General features: G+C 30.1%; 18 protein-coding genes, 4 tRNA genes and 1 pseudogene. 12 read left to right on the top strand and 11 right to left on the bottom strand.

All coding sequences use genetic code 11. The features are described from left to right. Positions 1-8: 8 nt before the first annotated feature. Positions 9-605: an NUDIX hydrolase gene (locus tag ACMHJW_RS13445; RefSeq protein WP_413533920.1), complete on the bottom strand. Its 597-nt coding sequence runs from the start codon at positions 603-605 to the stop codon at positions 9-11. Between the two features lie 42 nt (positions 606-647). On the opposite strand from ACMHJW_RS13445, the gene ACMHJW_RS13440 reads away from it, so the two are divergent. The 3 genes from ACMHJW_RS13440 (at position 648) to ACMHJW_RS13430 (ending at position 3,776) form a co-directional block, all read left to right on the top strand. Beyond that, positions 648-1,046: a hypothetical protein gene (locus ACMHJW_RS13440; RefSeq protein ID WP_413533919.1), complete on the top strand. Its 399-nt coding sequence runs from the start codon at positions 648-650 to the stop codon at positions 1,044-1,046. A gap of 94 nt (positions 1,047-1,140) precedes the next feature. Then, entirely contained in the window at positions 1,141-3,435 is a 2,295-nt protein-coding gene (locus ACMHJW_RS13435; protein WP_413533918.1) for a choice-of-anchor L domain-containing protein, read from the top strand. Further along, positions 3,435-3,776 carry a hypothetical protein gene (locus ACMHJW_RS13430; RefSeq protein ID WP_413533917.1) on the top strand — a complete coding sequence of 114 codons (342 nt, stop codon included), beginning with the start codon at positions 3,435-3,437 and terminating at the stop codon, positions 3,774-3,776. Before ACMHJW_RS13435 ends, ACMHJW_RS13430 begins: the two co-directional genes overlap by 1 nt. Before the next feature lie 33 nt (positions 3,777-3,809). Here ACMHJW_RS13430 and typA read toward each other — a convergent pair whose 3' ends face one another. The 7 genes from typA to ACMHJW_RS13395 form a co-directional block, all read right to left on the bottom strand. Continuing rightward, on the bottom strand, positions 3,810-5,612 hold the full coding sequence (gene typA / locus ACMHJW_RS13425) for a translational GTPase TypA (RefSeq protein ID WP_413533916.1): 1,803 nt from the start codon (positions 5,610-5,612) through the stop codon (positions 3,810-3,812). Between the two features lie 168 nt (positions 5,613-5,780). Continuing rightward, positions 5,781-6,707 (bottom strand): YARHG domain-containing protein, encoded by a 927-nt coding sequence (locus tag ACMHJW_RS13420; RefSeq protein WP_413533915.1) that lies wholly within the window; start codon positions 6,705-6,707, stop codon positions 5,781-5,783. Continuing rightward, on the bottom strand, positions 6,704-7,276 hold the full coding sequence (locus tag ACMHJW_RS13415) for a DUF2306 domain-containing protein (protein ID WP_413533914.1): 573 nt from the start codon (positions 7,274-7,276) through the stop codon (positions 6,704-6,706). The genes ACMHJW_RS13420 and ACMHJW_RS13415 overlap by 4 nt, the downstream gene beginning before the upstream one ends. 294 nt (positions 7,277-7,570) lie before the next feature. Beyond that, positions 7,571-7,643, bottom strand: a tRNA-Lys gene (locus tag ACMHJW_RS13410). A gap of 51 nt (positions 7,644-7,694) precedes the next feature. Continuing rightward, positions 7,695-7,767: transfer RNA gene (locus tag ACMHJW_RS13405), tRNA-Lys, on the bottom strand. A 50-nt stretch (positions 7,768-7,817) separates the two neighbouring features. After that, positions 7,818-7,890 (bottom strand) — tRNA-Lys (locus ACMHJW_RS13400). A gap of 100 nt (positions 7,891-7,990) precedes the next feature. Then, positions 7,991-8,063: transfer RNA gene (locus ACMHJW_RS13395), tRNA-Lys, on the bottom strand. Positions 8,064-8,360: 297 nt separating this feature from the next. Here ACMHJW_RS13395 and ACMHJW_RS13390 point away from each other — a divergent pair. Continuing rightward, a complete protein-coding gene (locus ACMHJW_RS13390; protein ID WP_413533913.1) occupies positions 8,361-8,966 on the top strand; it encodes a hypothetical protein in 606 nt (201 codons plus the stop codon). A 1-nt stretch (position 8,967) separates the two neighbouring features. Further along, positions 8,968-9,489, top strand: a complete 522-nt coding sequence (locus tag ACMHJW_RS13385; protein WP_413533912.1) for a shikimate kinase — start codon at positions 8,968-8,970, stop codon at positions 9,487-9,489. A gap of 2 nt (positions 9,490-9,491) precedes the next feature. Here ACMHJW_RS13385 and ACMHJW_RS13380 read toward each other — a convergent pair whose 3' ends face one another. Further along, a complete protein-coding gene (locus ACMHJW_RS13380) occupies positions 9,492-9,905 on the bottom strand; it encodes an RNA-binding S4 domain-containing protein (RefSeq protein ID WP_413533911.1) in 414 nt (137 codons plus the stop codon). A 67-nt stretch (positions 9,906-9,972) separates the two neighbouring features. Between ACMHJW_RS13380 and ACMHJW_RS13375 the strand changes: the two genes are divergently transcribed. Together ACMHJW_RS13375 and pncB are read left to right on the top strand one after the other, a co-directional pair. After that, positions 9,973-10,743 (top strand): hypothetical protein, encoded by a 771-nt coding sequence (locus ACMHJW_RS13375; RefSeq protein WP_413533910.1) that lies wholly within the window; start codon positions 9,973-9,975, stop codon positions 10,741-10,743. Positions 10,744-10,835: 92 nt separating this feature from the next. Next, positions 10,836-12,038 (top strand): nicotinate phosphoribosyltransferase, encoded by a 1,203-nt coding sequence (gene pncB, locus ACMHJW_RS13370; protein ID WP_413533909.1) that lies wholly within the window; start codon positions 10,836-10,838, stop codon positions 12,036-12,038. Between the two features lie 74 nt (positions 12,039-12,112). On the opposite strand, the gene ACMHJW_RS13365 is transcribed toward pncB, so the two are convergent. Continuing rightward, entirely contained in the window at positions 12,113-13,417 is a 1,305-nt protein-coding gene (locus tag ACMHJW_RS13365) for an aminopeptidase P family protein (RefSeq protein WP_413533908.1), read from the bottom strand. 339 nt (positions 13,418-13,756) lie between these two features. On the opposite strand from ACMHJW_RS13365, the gene rpsF reads away from it, so the two are divergent. From rpsF to rplI, 3 genes and pseudogenes are all read left to right on the top strand, one after another. Continuing rightward, entirely contained in the window at positions 13,757-14,104 is a 348-nt protein-coding gene (gene rpsF, locus ACMHJW_RS13360; RefSeq protein ID WP_019976571.1) for a 30S ribosomal protein S6, read from the top strand. Between the two features lie 8 nt (positions 14,105-14,112). Continuing rightward, positions 14,113-14,415 (top strand): 30S ribosomal protein S18, encoded by a 303-nt coding sequence (gene rpsR, locus ACMHJW_RS13355; RefSeq protein WP_019976570.1) that lies wholly within the window; start codon positions 14,113-14,115, stop codon positions 14,413-14,415. A 21-nt stretch (positions 14,416-14,436) separates the two neighbouring features. After that, a pseudogene (rplI, locus tag ACMHJW_RS13350) lies at positions 14,437-14,934 on the top strand (50S ribosomal protein L9); the annotation flags it as partial. A gap of 213 nt (positions 14,935-15,147) precedes the next feature. On the opposite strand, the gene ACMHJW_RS13345 reads toward rplI, so the two are convergent. Then, a complete protein-coding gene (locus tag ACMHJW_RS13345) occupies positions 15,148-15,972 on the bottom strand; it encodes a DUF5694 domain-containing protein (RefSeq protein ID WP_413533907.1) in 825 nt (274 codons plus the stop codon). A gap of 141 nt (positions 15,973-16,113) precedes the next feature. Between ACMHJW_RS13345 and ACMHJW_RS13340 the strand changes: the two genes are divergently transcribed. Beyond that, a complete protein-coding gene (locus tag ACMHJW_RS13340; protein ID WP_413533906.1) occupies positions 16,114-17,181 on the top strand; it encodes a sensor histidine kinase in 1,068 nt (355 codons plus the stop codon). Beyond that, positions 17,168-17,432 (top strand): LytR/AlgR family response regulator transcription factor (locus tag ACMHJW_RS13335; RefSeq protein ID WP_413533905.1); only part of this gene is annotated, 265 nt, incomplete at its 3' end. The genes ACMHJW_RS13340 and ACMHJW_RS13335, both read left to right, overlap by 14 nt.

Here is a 17,432-nt window from a genome sequence, read left to right as displayed (position 1 = left end):
AATTTTATTTAGTCCAAATATAAATAATTATTCATTAATAATTTGATATTCGGATAAGAATTTTTTAACAATTCTGGGATTTCGCTTTCTTTTTTCCATTCTACAGATTCTATTCCTTCTTCTGTTTGTGGCAAAGGCAATTCAACTCCGTTATAGAAAACTTCGAACCAAAATGTTTCTTTCACAATATATTCTCTCAAAAAATAAATGTGAAAAGTTGGCATTAAAAATCGTTTCAGTTCTAGATTTGTTAAACTACATTCTTCTTCAATTTCACGAATTGCAGATTCTTCTGGCGATTCTCCTTCTTCCATTTTTCCTTTCGGTAAATCCCATTTTCCTAATCTGAAAATAAATAAGTAATCATCTTGAGGATTTCGAACAATACCTCCTGCTGCTTGTATATGTTTATAATATTTTAAAAATTTTGTCCAAACACGATCTATATCTTCACTAAAAATATTAACTAACGTTGCTGCTTTAGTTGATAAAAGATGAAATGATTCATCGAATTGAGCTTCATTTTGAAACAATATATTTTTTGCTTCAGGATTCGATTGGTTACTGAAAGTTAACAAACTTTCATTAAAAAAAACTTTGTACATTTGAAAGGTTTGTTACAAATTTATAAAAAAACTCACAAGGATATGAAGGTAAATACAAATAAAGTCCGTTTTGCAAAAAATCAACAAGAAGCTTATAATTTTTTGTTGGATATGAAAAATTATGAACAATTGATGCCTGAAGACACAAAATCGTTCGAAATTCATGAATCTGGAAAAGGATTTACAGTTGGCGTTGGTGCTTTACCAAAAGTTGGTATGCGTTTGAAAGAAACAGTTGAACCATCAAAAATTGTTTTCGAATCTCCTGCTCCAGCATTTGAATATACATTAACAATTTCTATTGATGCAGTTGATGATCATTCGTCTGATGTAACATTAGATTTTGACGGGAATTTCAATATGATGATTGAAATGATGGCGAAGAAACCATTAACTTCTTTTATTGAAACTATTGCAGAAAATTTAGGAAAAATAGGATAATACTATTTTTATTAAAAGATATAAATTCTAAACTGTTAAAGCTACTTTATTTCCAGAAGTAATTTAACAGTTTTTTTATCTTAATTATTTTACAATGAATAACTTTTACACAAAAATAATTCTATTTTTTATTTCAATTTTTACTTTTAATAATTTCCTATTTGGGCAATACATTAATGTAGATACATCTTATACATCAACAGAGCTAGTTAAAGATATTTTTGTTGGAACAAATTGTATAGATATTGATGAAGGTTCCATAGAGATTTCTGGCTGGAATTTTAATGATGGAGATAAAAGTTATGGTTATTTCGATAAAAATTTGAGTTCTTTTTCTTTATCAAAAGGTATTTTATTAACTACTGGAAAGCTAAAAGAAGCTCCTGGACCAAATATAGGAATAAATAGTACAGATGATCAGAATTGGAAAGGTGATATTGATTTAGAAAATGCACTAGGCGTTTCGAAAACAAAAAATGCCACAATTTTAGAATTTGATTTTATTTCTAATCAAACAAATCAAATTAGTTTTGATTATCTATTTGCTTCAGAACAATATTTAAAAAGAAATGATCCAGGAAACTGTGGTTATACAGATGGTTTTGCTTTTCTAATAAAAGAAGCAGGAAGTTCAAAACCTTATACAAATTTAGCTGTAATTCCTAATACAAAAACACCAGTTTCTGTAAATACAGTTTATGGGAACGGAGGAAAATGTACAGCAATTAATCCTCAATACTTTGATCAATTTAACCCAACAAATGCTCCAATTAGTTTTAATGGACAAACTAGGGTAATGACCGCAAAAACAACTATTAAAACTGGAATAAGATATCATTTAAAAATTGTAATAGCTGATCAACAAAATGGACTTTATGATTCTGCAGTTTTTTTGAAAGCGGGAAGTCTTTTAGGAACAAAAAGTTTAGGTCCTGATATTTTATTATGTCCAGATCCAGGATCATCAGCAATAATAGATGCTTCAACTCCAGATTCTACTTATAAATGGTACAAGGATGGAGCAGAAATTATTGGTGAAACAAACGATAAATTAACAGTAACTGAAGCAGGATATTACGAAGTTGAAATCACACAAAGTAGTGGTTGCTCATTAAAAGGTAATATTCATGTTTCAATACAAGAAAAACCAGTAATATCTCAAAAGAATTTTTCTATTTGTGATAATGATTTAGATGGAAAAATACAGATAAATTTAAATGAATATACAGATCGTATTATAGAAGATTATTATTCAGCACATCAAGTAAAATATTTTGAAAATGAACAAGATGCTAAGAATAATATTTCTGCTGATATTACAAATTTTGAATTAAATCAAATTAAAAATTCTAAAGAAATTTGGATTCGTGTTCAAATCGGAACTTGTCAACCCGTTATCGAAAAAATTATTTTTGAATTAAATAATTTGAGTGTTGCAAATGTAATTCCTCCAATAGAAATTTGTGATGAGGATTTAAGCAACGATGAAGAAATTAATTTATCCGATTATGTCAATTATTTGGTTACAAATCTTGAAGGATCAGCAACGTATTACTTAAATGAAATTGATGCAAAAAGCAAAAAAAATAAAATCAATTCGATAAGAACAATCAATTCAGATCAAACATTTTGGGTAAGATTTAAACAAAATGACTTATGCGAAAATATTGCTCCACTCCATTTTATTTTCAAACAATCTGCAAAATCATCAACCTTAAAAGATGTTACAATTTGCAAAGGAACTACAACAACTTTGGATGCTGGTTCTGGATTTGATACTTACGAATGGTTGCATAACGGATCTGATACTTCATCCATCACAAATGTTCCAATTGGAACTTATTATGTAAAATTAGGACTTAATGGTTGTTTTTATACACAAGAAGTAAATGTTATTGAAGCCAAAGATCCTATTATACAATCAATCGAGATTCAAGGTTCAACAGTTACTATAAAAGTTTCAGAATCTAATCCTCCGTATTTATATTCATTAGACAATGGTCCTTTTCAATCTTCTAATATTTTTACAAATGTAACTTTAGGAAATCATACAGTTTATGTAAAATCCGCAGATAATTGTACGCCTGTTTCGAAAGATTTTTCGTTGATTAAACTTATTAATTTTATCTCTCCAAATGGAGATGGTAAAAATGATGTATTGGATTATTCTCAATTAAAAAGTAAAATCAATCCAAAATTTTTGATTTACAGCCGCAAAGGAAAATTATTATTCACAGGTTCTGATGCAAATAATTATACTTGGGATGGAAAATTAAATGGAAAAACTCTTCCTTCTGATAGTTATTGGTATTTGATTGAATGGACAGAACCAAATTCGACACAAATTCAGAAATTTGAAAATTGGTTATTATTAAAAAATTCTTATTAATGGATAATTGGATAAATTTCCCTAAAAACGAATTGATGCTCGAAATTTATTTTAGTGAGCAAAATATGGAAGATGAAACTTTATTATTTTGGAATAAAATTAAAATTGCTCCTGAAATATGGAAATGTAATGACGTTATTGAAGATAATTTTTGGGTAATTGCTTTATGTGAAAACTATTTGATTTGGTACAATGATGTAGAAGAAGGATTTAATATTTCAAGGTTCAAAACTAAAGGTGAAATTTTAGAATATCGTGCTTCTCAAAATGAGTTAAATTTTGTGGTTAACAAACTCAAACATAAAATGGAATTTATACAAAATAAAAAACCAGAAGATTAACTTCTGGTTTTTTATTTATCTAATTTGAAATGATTAGCTCATTGATTTTTCGAAACGTTTACGATCTACTTCTTTTAAGTGGATTTTACGTAAACGAATAAAGTTTGGTGTAACTTCGATACATTCATCAGCTTGAATATATTCCATACATTCTTCCAAAGTCATTTCTGTTTTTGGAGCGATAGAAGATGAATCATCTTTACCAGCTGCACGGATATTGTTCAATTTTTTTGCTTCAACAACATTTACAACTAAATCATTGTTACGAGAATGCTCTCCGATAATCATACCTTCGTAAACTTCTTCACCTGGTTCTATAAAGAATTTACCACGATCTTGTAATTTATCAATAGAATAAGGTGTTGATGTACCTTGATCTTTCGAAATAATAACACCAGCAGAACGACCAGCGATTGCTCCTTTAAATGGTTTATATTCTAAGAAAGTGTGTGCCATAACAGCTTCACCAGCAGTAGAAGTTAACATTTGAGAACGTAATCCGATTAATCCACGAGATGGAATTTCGAATTCTAAGTGTTGCATTCCTTCTTTTGCTTCCATAACTAATAAATCACCTTTACGTTGAGTTACTAAGTCAATAGCTTTTGAAGAATAATCATCTGGAACATCAATTACTAATGTTTCGTATGGTTCACATTTTACACCGTCAATTTCTTTAAAGATTACTTGAGGCTGACCAACTGTCAACTCATAACCTTCACGACGCATTGTTTCAATTAATACAGATAAGTGCATAATACCACGACCGTAAACTAATTGTGTATTAGAATCTTCTGTAGGTTCTACACGTAAAGCTAAGTTACGTTCTAGCTCATCTTCTAAACGCTCTACTAAGTGACGAGAAGTAACAAATTTACCATCTTTACCAAAGAATGGTGAGTTGTTAATTCCGAAAGACATATTCATTGTAGGCTCATCGATGTGCATAACTGGTAATGCTTCTGGATTTTCTGGATCTGCAATAGTATCTCCAATTTGGAAACCATCAATACCAACAACAGCACAAATATCACCAGCTTTTACTTCTGTAGCTCTTACTTTACCTAAACCAGCGAATGTATATAATTCTTTGATTTTATGTTTTTTGAAAGTTCCATCAGGTTTTGTTAAAGCAACCCAATCTCCTTCTTTAATTACACCGCGAGTTATTTTACCAACTGCGATACGACCTAAGAATTTAGAATAATCTAATGATGTAATTTGCATTTGTAAAGAACCTTCGTAAGCTTCTGGAGCTGGAACGTGCTCTAATATACCATCCATTAAAGGTGTAATATCATCTACACGTACATTTTCAGTATTGAACCATCCTTGTTTAGATGAACCGTAGAACGCTGGGAATTCCAATTGTTCTTCTGTAGCATCTAAGTTAAAGAATAATTCGAAAACTTTGTCATATACTTCGTCTGGACGACAGTTTTCTTTATCAACTTTATTAATTACAACTAATGGTTTTAATCCTAACTCTAATGCTTTACTTAAAACAAAACGAGTTTGTGGCATTGGACCTTCAAAAGCATCCACCAATAAAATTACCCCATCAGCCATTTTCAATACACGCTCAACTTCTCCACCGAAATCCGCGTGGCCAGGAGTGTCAATTACATTGATTTTTACACCTTTGTATTCTACCGAAGCATTTTTAGAAAAGATCGTAATCCCTCTTTCACGCTCGATATCATTATTATCCATGATTAATTCACCAGACTCTTGGTTTTCTCTAAAAACGTTTCCGCTGTGAAGAATTTTGTCAACCAATGTAGTTTTACCGTGGTCAACGTGTGCGATAATCGCAATATTTCTAATGTTTTGCATTCTTGAAAATTATGGGTGCAAATTTATGACAAATTTATTTTTTATTACTATACTTTTTATTTTATTTAATTTTAGTAATAATTAATTTAGAAAAATTTAATATAGAAAAAGTGTTAAATAAAAAATTGATTGATTTTTAACAATTTTATTTTTCTAAGATTCTAATTTTTATCGACCATATTGTTGGTAATTATCGGTTGCATATTTTTCAAAACGCTTCAATAAGGCAATATTTTCTTTCTCAATTGTAGACAATTTATCCTCAACATTTGCATATAAAGGCACATACCAATTTACATTATCAAAAAATTGTCGTGCGCCACGATTCGCAAAAGTATAACCATGACGTGCATAAATTGTGTTTCGAATAATTTCTAAATCTAACTTATGTAAATTTTTTAGTTGCTTTTCTGTCAATTTTTGTGTCGAACCATTTAGCTTATAAATTTCATCTGAAGCTGCACGATTAACATTAATAAAATATTCTTCACCATCCATATCATCATACTTTTCTTTTTTTGAATTTATCCAATCTATATTATCAAATTCATCGGTATATTCTTCATCTACACCATACTTTGGTTGAACTAAAATGTTTTTCGGATTATAAATAAGCTCTGTTTTCTTCAAACTAAACTTCCGAGAAAGTACAGGTAAATCTTTTCTTTTCGAAACCCAAGTTCCATAAATGGAATCATCATTTTCAGAAATATTAAACTTAAAGGTTCCATCATATTTATGATCTCCAGGTTCATTTGCCATCACATAGCGAGAATTGCCTTCTTTCACTAAATCTCCCTTAAATGGTCTGATATTTCCAGCTGAAACACTGTAACCTTCAACAGTATTATCTTTATTAATTTTCTGAATAACGATACTAATTCTATTTTGATAAGACCAATTACCTCCTTTCTCATGATCAATAGAATCAGCCTCAAAAAGTCCAGCCCAAAGCCCAACATCTTCTTGTGTTGGTTCTATATGAATAGATGAAATTGTATCCTTAGAATCCTTATTTTCTAGAGTTTCTTTCTTGTCGTCTTTACAGCTAAAAACAACAAATGTTGTGCAAATAAGTAATGTTAATTTTTTCATATTTTAGATTGTTTAGTTTTATAAATATAATATTCTACAAGCAATAAATTTGGAACAAATCCCAACCATGCTATAATTTGATAAACATCCATCGGCGCAGGTTGAAACAAATAAACCAAAATTACTTTCCAAGCACGTAATGTGAGCGCAGAAACAGCTAATGCGTAACTACGAAGCATATAATTTCGGTGCGATTGAATATTTTTCTGTTTGATTTTAACAACTGCAATCACAGTGAAAATCCACCAAAGAATTCCTAAAATAACAAAAGCAGTTTTTGCAATCAATTCTCCATTCGCATAAAAGCCTATATAAATTCCACTTGGCGCTGCCAACAAAACAGTAATATAAAAATAGAATTTTCCGAAAAGTCGGTGAATTTTTCTAATTTGTTGATTAGTTATTTTTATAAATTGAAGGATGCCAAAAAATAATGTGAAAATCGACGAATAAACATGAATGTAAAAGATTGTTAAATAACTCGGAATTGATGTAACCTCATCTTGTTTGATCGCCAAAAATGAAACATCAGACGAAATAGATATATAACGTAAAGTTATTTGCAACATTAATCCAAAGAAATAAAGCCAAACAAGAAAAAGGACTATTTTCCACCAGGAAGTGTTTTTTATTGTTGTTAGAGGTTTCAGAATTGATTGATTTTAAATTTTAAAAATACACTTTTTATTGATGTTCTGCAATCACTATTTATCATGAAAAATCTTTAAAAAATCATAGTTTTTATATTCAAGATTTAAAGCACAGTAAATTAAATAAACAACAAAAGAATAATCTTAAATAAAAACAACCTCCATTTCATTCCATAAAAAAAGTCAAACATTCCTGTTTGACTTATCGAAGTGTGACCTGGCTGGGGCTCGAACCCAGGACCCCAACATTAAAAGTGTTGTGCTCTACCAACTGAGCTACCAGGTCTCCGTTTTGGAGTGTTATTGTTTTTTAGACTTCTCAATAACTAGAAGTTTGTGACCTGGCTGGGGCTCGAACCCAGGACCCCAACATTAAAAGTGTTGTGCTCTACCAACTGAGCTACCAGGTCTCCGTTTTGGAGTGTTATTGTTTTTAGACTTCTCAATAACTAGAAGTTTGTGACCTGGCTGGGGCTCGAACCCAGGACCCCAACATTAAAAGTGTTGTGCTCTACCAACTGAGCTACCAGGTCTCCGTTTTTTCGGACTGCAAATATACGATTATATTTGAGTTCACAAAACGAATAGTGATTTTTATTTAATTCAGTAAAATAAAAGAACGTTTTGACTAAGTGACCTGGCTGGGGCTCGAACCCAGGACCCCAACATTAAAAGTGTTGTGCTCTACCAACTGAGCTACCAGGTCGGCTTCTTAAATCGAGTGCAAATATAGGGTGTTTAATACTAATTTAACAAACGTTTTATGAAGTTTTTTACAATTTATTAATTAATCATTTCGGTTTTAAGAACTTAAATTTTGATATTTTTTTAGTTTTAAAAAAGAAAGATAGTATATCACATAAGAAAAGTAAAAAAATACGTGATAGAAACATCATTTTATACATTGATAAATGATTTATATGCTATATTTGTCAACCAACAATTCTAAATCTATGTGAACCGAAATTATTTTCAGAACACTAATAAAGATTGAAATTTTAGAATGAAGAAGAATATATTATATATTATTATTGCTTTGTTTTCGGTGGTATCGTGTAAAAAATCTGATAATCCAGAGGCAGACGTACCCGATTCTGAATATGCAAACAATTGTAATCAGGAAACTAAAGATGTACATTTGTCTAATTTTGCATTAAAAGATTTGAAGGAGTTGATAAAAGATCAACCACAGATTATTCATCAAAAGTTGAATGATCGTTGTTTTAAAGTTTCTAAACTTGGAAAAAACTTATACATCCAAAATATGGATCGCATAGATTCTTTGAAAATTAAAAATAACAATCAAGGAACGATGTTTTTGAATAAGATAACGGCCATACAAGTTTCGCAAGAAATTGTTTATAAATTAACATATTCTTTTCCTATTAAATTCTTGAATCAATACAGAGCAGAAATTAAAAAAGATGCTCCTAAATCTAAATATCATCATTCAAATTCTATTGTTACAAATGAAGATTATCAAGTAACTTATAATGTAGAACGCTATGATGCGAGACGTTTAGAAAACACTTATTCATATCAAATTGATACATTTGATGGATATGCAAGATTAACAATATTTTATTCAGAAGATTTACCTGTAGATTAATATGATAATTTCTTTAGTAGGCTACATGGGCAGTGGAAAATCGACCACTGGAAAAGACTTAGCCAAAGCATTAGGTTTTGAATTTATCGATCTTGATGAGTTTATAGAACAAAAATATCAAGCAAAAATTAGTGAAATTTTTGAAAAAGAAGGTGAATTAGGTTTTCGAAAAAAAGAAAGAAAAGCATTAAAAGAAGTCTTAACTTCGACTAATATTGTACTTTCTTTAGGTGGAGGAACACCTGTTTATTATGATAATATGGATGAAATTACAAAAAATTCAATTTCCATATTTATGCGAGTTCAACTTCCACAATTAGTCAAACGATTGGAAAATAAAAAAGAAACTCGTCCTTTGATCGCTCATCTTTCGAATGAAGAAATAACAGAGTTTATTGCGAAACATTTATTTGAACGCAATCAATTTTATGAAAAAGCAAAATACACCATCAATATTTCCAATCAAAGTACATTAGAGATTTTAGATGAAATTATGATACATCTTAAAAAGGAGAAGATTTGAAGTTAATCCAAATCTTCTCCTTTTATAATAATATCTCCAGAATCTTCTTCACCTTCGTCCAAATAATCGTCCAAATCTCGTCGATCCTTTTTCGTAGGTCTACCTTCTCCTCTTTCACGATAATAATCTTGCGAGAGTTTACGAAGCTCCAATACTTCATATTCCTCTTTTGGTGTTGTATCTACAATATGCAAGGTTAATAATTTCGCTCCAATCCTATTATTGGGCACTTGCAATACTTTGAAAGATAAATTAATTTGATCTTTTCTCACTTCAATTGCATCACCTGGGATTATATCTCGCGAAGCTTTTGCGACATCTCCATTTACTTTTACACGATTCTTTTTAACGGCATCTGCTGCTAAAGACCTCGTTTTATAATATCTAACACTCCAAAGAAATTTATCTAATCTCATTTAAAACTGAATATTTGTTAGGTTAAACTAATATTTTTTCTAAATTCGCAATATAAATCGAAATAACATGATAAAGAAATTCTTTGTTACTTTAATTGCATGTTCTGCTGTTTTGGTAGGATGTAATAATGATGATGATAACGGTGTTGATAAAGAAACTAAAATTCCAGTTGAAGAACGTAACGCTTTAGATGATGAAGCAATTCAGCAATACATGGAAGATTATTATTTTAATCCAAAAAATGGAAAACTTACTAAATTTGATGACATTAAAGATAATGAAGATGACGCCTATCCTGCATTAAAAACATATGCAAAAAAAGATAATTTAGGAATTTGGTATGCCGAAAATCCACATCATAAAGGAACAGGTGAAACTATCGTTTCTAATGATAGCTCTAAAATATATTTAAATATTCAAACAACTTCTTTTCGCGCTACAAATAATAAAGATTATAAAAGAAAATATGGAGCAATTGGAGTTCCTATTAACTCAGCAGAATGGAATTCTATAAACTTTGGAGACGGTTCTTCTATTCAAGATCCTACTTATTACTATTTTATTCCCACAGCAACTGAAATTAAAAACGGAGTAAAAAGAGAAAACATAGAATTAAAAAACTTTGTAGAAGGATTAAAACATTTCAAAACAACAGAACGCTCTACAAACGATTTATATAACTTTCAAGGAGTTATTATTTTACCTTCTCGCTTAGCTTATGCAAGAAACAAATACTATATTTCTGGACAAGGTTTAACTGAAAATTCTTCTTTCAGAGATTTGACTTTAGTTTTTAATTTCGAATTACCAAAAATCGAAAAAAGAGTTAAAAAATAATGATCATCAAACGAGATAATCTCATAAAAACCATCTGTTTTGATGGTTTTTTTTTATCTTTAAATTTCAAAATATTTTAGAATTAAACATAAATGAGCATATTAAAATCCATTATCGATAACGACTTTTATAAATTCACCATGCAATTTGGCGTTACAAAACTGTATCCAGATGTTATGGCTCGTTATAAATTTATCAACCGCGGAGAACATCAATTTCCTGAAGGTTTCGCAGCAGAACTACAAAAAGAAATCAATGCCATGGCTTCTTTGGCTCTTACAAAGGATGAAAAAGATTTTTTTACAACAAATTGCCCTTATTTAAGCCCTGCATATTTAGATTTTTTACAAGGTTATCGCTATGATCCGAATGAAGTTCAAATCATTCAAAACGGCTCTGATTTAGAAGTTCACGTAGAAGGATATTGGTATCGTACTATTTTGTGGGAAGTTCCTATTTTGTGTTTGATAAGCGAACTATTTTATAAACTTACAAATGCTAAACGTATTTCGAACGAAGAAATCACAAAACGAACAAGCGATAAAGTTGATTTATACAATCGTCTTGGTGTAACAGTTGCTGAGTTCGGAACTCGTCGCCGTCACAGTTACGAAGTTCATGATATTGTAATGAAGGAACTAACAAACCATAGAGGAAAAAGTTTTGTTGGAACTTCTAACGTTCATTTTGCACATAAATATGGCGTAAAGCCAATTGGAACACATGCTCACGAATGGTTTATGTTCCATGGCGCTCGTTATGGATTCAAAATTGCAAATTCAATCAGTTTAGATCGTTGGGTAAAAGTTTATTATGGCGATTTAGGAATTGCCTTAACTGATACTTATACTTCTGATGTTTTCTTTGGACAATTTGATAAAAAATTATCTAAATTATTTGATGGAGTTCGTCACGATTCTGGTGATCCGATTGAATTTGGAGAAAAAACAATTGCACATTACGAAAAAATGGGAATCAATCCTTTATTCAAAACAATTATTTTTTCAGATGGATTAAATTCAGAAAAAGTAGAAATGATTACAAAAGCTTTTAAAGGAAGAATCGGATTATCTTTTGGAATCGGAACGAATTTAACAAACGATACCGATTTAAAACCAATGAATATTGTAATGAAATTGACTGAAATTTGTTCTTTTGACCTTAAATGGACAGGCGTTGTAAAACTTTCGGATGAAAAAAATAAACATACAGGAACTCCTAGAATGATAGCACTTGCCAAAGAAATGTTGGATTTAGATGATATTCCTTCGCATGATGCTCCAGAAAATGATTAAGGATTTTATTAAAATATCATAAAAAAATGGAACTCAATTGAGTTCCATTTTTTTATAATTTATCTGAAAAATTCTTATTTATTCATTAATTCTTCTATTTCTTCTGCTTCTAACGGAATATTTTGCATTAAATTGAAAGGTTTTCCTTCTTTTTGGATTACATAATCATCCTCTAAACGAATTCCAAAACCTTCTGCAGGGATATAAAATCCAGGTTCATTTGTAAAAACCATTCCCGCTACAAAATCATCAGTTAACAATCCATAATCATGCGTATCTAATCCCATATGATGAGATGTTCCGTGCATCATATATTTTCTGTAAGCCGGCCAAGCTGGATCCTCATTCTGAATATCCGCTTTATCAATTAAACCCAAACCTAACAACTCAGCTGTATAAACTTTTCCCATTTCTTCATGGTATTTGTACCAATTATTTCCAGGAATCAACATTGTTTCAGCTTCTTTTTTACAACGTAAAACCGCATCATAGACTTCGCGTTGACGTTTTGTATATTTCCCATTAACAGGAATTGTACGCGACATATCAGAAGAATAATTGGCATATTCTGCAGCAACATCAAACAAAATTAAATCTCCATCTTTACATTCGTGATTATTTTGGATATAATGTAACACATTGGCATTATTTCCAGATGCAATAATTGGTGTATAAGCAAAACCTTTTGAACGATTGCGAATGAATTCATAAACAAATTCCGCTTCTATTTCATATTCCCAAACTCCTGGTTTTACAAAATTTAAAACTCGACGAAATCCTTTTTCTGTAATATCACACGCATGTTGAATCAATTGAATCTCTTCTGGTTCTTTAACAGAACGTAATCTTTGCAAAATAGGATTTGAACGTAAATATGTATGCCCTGGATAATCTGCTTTCAATTGTTTTACAAAGCGATCTTCTCTCGTTTCTACTTGCGGCGCTTCTGTTACACGATAATGTTCATTTTTATTGACATAAACATTCTCTGCTTCTACCATTAATTTACGCAAAACATTTGGTAAATCTTGCAACCAAAGCACTGTTTTGATCCCTGAAACATCTGTTGCTTGTGCCTTAGATAATTTCTCACCTTCCCAAACAGCTATATGGTCATTTGTTTCACGAACAAATAACACTTCTTTATATTTAGGATCGTAAGCATCTGGAAATATTAATAAAACTGATTCTTCTTGATCAACTCCTGATAAATAAAAAATATCACGATGTTGTGCAAATGGTAATGTAGAATCGGAAGAAATTGGGTAAATATCGTTTGAATTAAAAATAGCAAGAGAATGAGGTTTCATTGCTTTTACAAATTTCGCTCTATTCTTTACGAATAACTCGCTTGGAATAGGATTGTATTTTGTAGTCATATAAATTTTACATTAAATAATATGACCAAATTTAAGAAGATGTTTTTACAAAAAAAAGGAAAACCCTCGCAGAAACGAGGGTTTTAACCTTAACCAACCTAAACCTATGAAAAAGCCATTAGCCTTTTATGTTGACAAATGTAAGCTACTTTTTTTAAACTGCAAATTTTTTTTACAAAAAGTCATCATTTTTTTTAGCACAAAAATATAAAGCTATAATTTTCAACAAATAAGCGATCTATAAAAATTCAATAATTATTCATTTGTGTTATTCAAATTATTATTCCTATATTTGCACCTCGAATTTTAGTATAAATAATAACTTAAAAGAAGTTAAAAATGACACATTACGAAACTGTTTTCATTTTGACTCCCGTTCTATCTGATTCTCAGGTAGAGGAAGCAGTTAATAAATTCAATGACTTTGTTACTGCTAACGGAGGAGAAATCGTAGCGAAAGAGAACTGGGGATTAAAAAAATTAGCTTACCCAATTCAAAACAAAAGAAATGGATTCTACCACTTAGTAGAATTTAAAACAGACAATAACGAGTTAGTTTCTCAATTAGAAGTTGCTTACAAACGTGACGAGCGTGTAATCCGTTTCTTAACTGTGAAATTAGACAAACACGGTATGGACTGGGCAGAAAAACGTAGAACAAAATTAAAGTCTAACTCTAACAAATAAGCAAAGCTATGGCAATTGACGATTTAGCAAAAAAAGCAGCTGGAGGTAGCGAATCAGAAATCCGTTATTTATCTCCTTTAGATATCGAAACACAATCAAACTCAAAATATTGTCGTTTCAAAAAATTTGGAATCAAATACGTTGATTATAAAGACGCTGATTTCTTAATTCAATTCGTGAATGAGCAAGGTAAAATTTTACCTCGTCGTTACACAGGAACATCTTTAAAATACCAAAGAAAAGTTTCTAAAGCGATTAAAAGAGCTCGTCACTTAGCATTAATGCCATTTATTGGTGATCAATTAAAATAATAACCTAAATATTAAAATATCATGAACGTAATTTTAAGACAAGATGTAGAAGGTTTAGGTTTTGAATTTGAAGTTGTTTCAGTAAAACCTGGATACGCACGTAACTTCTTAATCCCACGCGGATTAGCATCAGTTGCAACTCCAAAAAATATACAAGAATTAAATGAAGTTTTAGATGCTCGTAAAGCAGAAGAAGCTACATTAATCGCAGCAGCAAAAGAAAAAGCAGCTAAATTAGATGGTTTAGTTGTTAAAATCGAAGCTAGAGTTGGTTCTGGAGATAAATTATTTGGATCTGTAAACAATGCAGATTTAGCAGAAGCTTTAGTAAAAGCTGGTGTTGAAATCGAGAAGAAAAACATTAGAATCCCTGGAAATACTATCAAACGTTTAGGAAAATACGAAGCTAAAGTTCGTTTCCACAGAGAGGTTGAAGTAGATTTCGGATTTGAAATTGTACCAGATGCTGCATCTATCAAAGCTGCTGAAGAAGCTGCTAAAACTAGAGCAGAATTAGCTAAATTAGACGCTGAAAAAGCTGCTAATTCTAATAAAGAAGAAGGTTCTTTCTTCAACTTCGACAACCCAATTTACGCTAACGATAAGAAAGCGAAAAAAGAGGAAGTTATCGAAGAAGTTGTTATCGAAGAAACTCCATCTACAGAAGAAGAATAATTATTATTCAACTATATACAAAAAAAACCTCGCAATTTGCGAGGTTTTTTTATGGCTTTATTTCAGATAATCTAAACTATTCACTTCTTTAAACTTTGGTGAGCGTCGCAAAAAATCTTTGAAAAATGCTGTATGCGTAGCGCCCATCAAAACAAATATGCGATCATCTTTTGTAATCGGAACATTATTCATATTTGCAAACATCCACAAATTCCTTTCATAAAACTTTGCCGCTTGCTCTGCTCCTAACGGATAACCATTCACAGAAACTGTAGTAAGTAAATCTGCATTATAATTAATCAATGCATCCAAATAATCTGGTTGATTATTCAACCAAAATAATTCAGCAACATTCATTTTATCTTCGTTAATATTATTCTTTTTTTCGTTCAAAGAAAATAACTCGTTATACTTTTTATATGTTATCGTATCTTCTTGGTTCTTCAACGCATAATACAACGGATAATAATAATCTTTTTGATAATCTATGCCATAAATCTGTTTTGCTCCGCTTAATCGTCCAACTTCATAAGCCAACAATTCTATTTCAGTAGTTTTTTCAAACTTCATTTTTGGATTTTTTAAGTAAGCTGAATAAGCCGCAGCTATTTTCTTATTTTTATAAGGTTCTTGTTCTACCAAAATAATTGTTGGTTTGAAAGCTGCAATTTTCTTCGCTAATTCATGCACTTCACGAATATTCTCTTTGTTATGTTCATCGAATTCGGTAGAATTTGCATCTGTTGTAAATCCCATATGAAAAGTACCGAGATTGAGAACAGGAATAGCATCATCAAATTTTGTTTGAAAATTATATTTTGCTTGAGCTGATAAATTAGCAAATCCTAAAACGGTAACGATTGTGATAAATAAATTTTTCATTTGAGTTGAATTTTAATTTTCACTCAAATTTCTCTGATTTCATAAACATAAATTCCAATTTATCGACCAACCCATTTCTTTAATCGACGAATCGCATCTTATTTATGTAGAAAAGGATTTAATTTTACAAAAAACAAAACAATGGAAGTTGATAAAAAAAATATAAATTTCTCTAAACAAATCAGTGTTTTTATTCTTTTGGGCTTTTGGGCTATTTATATTCTATTTGATTATATAACGATTGGCTTAATTAATTTAACTAATGGAAATCCATTCTTTGAAACGATTGCATTATTTACAGCAACAATGTACATTGTGCAATTAATCACAATTTTTATAACCTATTTTTTTATCGCTCCCTATTTCTTAAAGAATATTAATTGGAAATCAATCTTATTATCTATAATATGTTCCTTTAGTATTTTTATTATTGTTCGTTATATGATTGAACAAATTATTACAGATTTCTTGTTTAACAAAGTGAATTATTTTGAAGGAACAACCATCAGTTTTTATATTTATGATAATTTACATTATGGTTCTTTCATCGTTTTTTCGTCACTTTTTTTATGGATGACATTTCATTCTATCAATACATTAAAACAAAATAATATTATAGAAAAAGAGAAAAAAGAAGCTGAGATAAACTTCCTGAAAGCTCAAATTAATCCTCATTTTTTGTTTAATACTTTAAATAATATTTACAGTTTGGTAAGTGTAAATTCTGCAGATTCGCTAAAAGCAATCGAAAATCTAAGTGCAATTATGCGTTTTACAACATACGAAACCAATAAAGATAAAATAGAAATTGAACGAGAAATTGATTATATTAATCAATATTTAGATTTGGAAAAGATTCGTTATGGAGAAAAATTTTATGTTGAAAAAGAATTTCTAATAACGAATCCTAAAAGATTAATTCATCCTTATATCATTTCGCCTTTTGTCGAAAATGCAATAAAGCATGGCATTGTAAAAGATATCAATCATCCAATTAAAATCAATATCAAAACTGAAACTAATTTTCTAGAAATATCAGTCGAAAATAAAATTAATCAACATCAAAAAGATGAAACTTTGGGAATTGGATTGACAAATTTGAAAAAGAGATTGAATTATTATTTTGGGAAAAATTATACTTTCGAAGTTAAAAACGATTATGAAACGTTTCATATTTACTTAAAAATTCCATTCCATGACGAAAATTAATTGTATTATTTTGGACGATGAACCTTTAGCTGTAGAATTATTAAAAAAACATGCATCCGAAAACAAAAATTTAAATATTTCGCTCGCAACAACGGAAGTTTTTGAAGCAATTGATTTTCTAAAAAATAATAAAGTTGATCTTATTTTTACGGATATTCAAATGCCAGAATTAACAGGAATTCAATTGATGAAAATTCTTGATCATTCACAGAAATTTATCGTTACAACGGCTTATCAAGATTATGCTTTAG

This window comes from Empedobacter brevis, from assembly GCF_965118635.1.
Lineage (GTDB): Bacteria > Bacteroidota > Bacteroidia > Flavobacteriales > Weeksellaceae > Empedobacter > Empedobacter brevis_A.
Note: the sequence above shows the minus strand (reverse complement) of the source record. Positions and strands in the feature narration are given on the sequence as shown.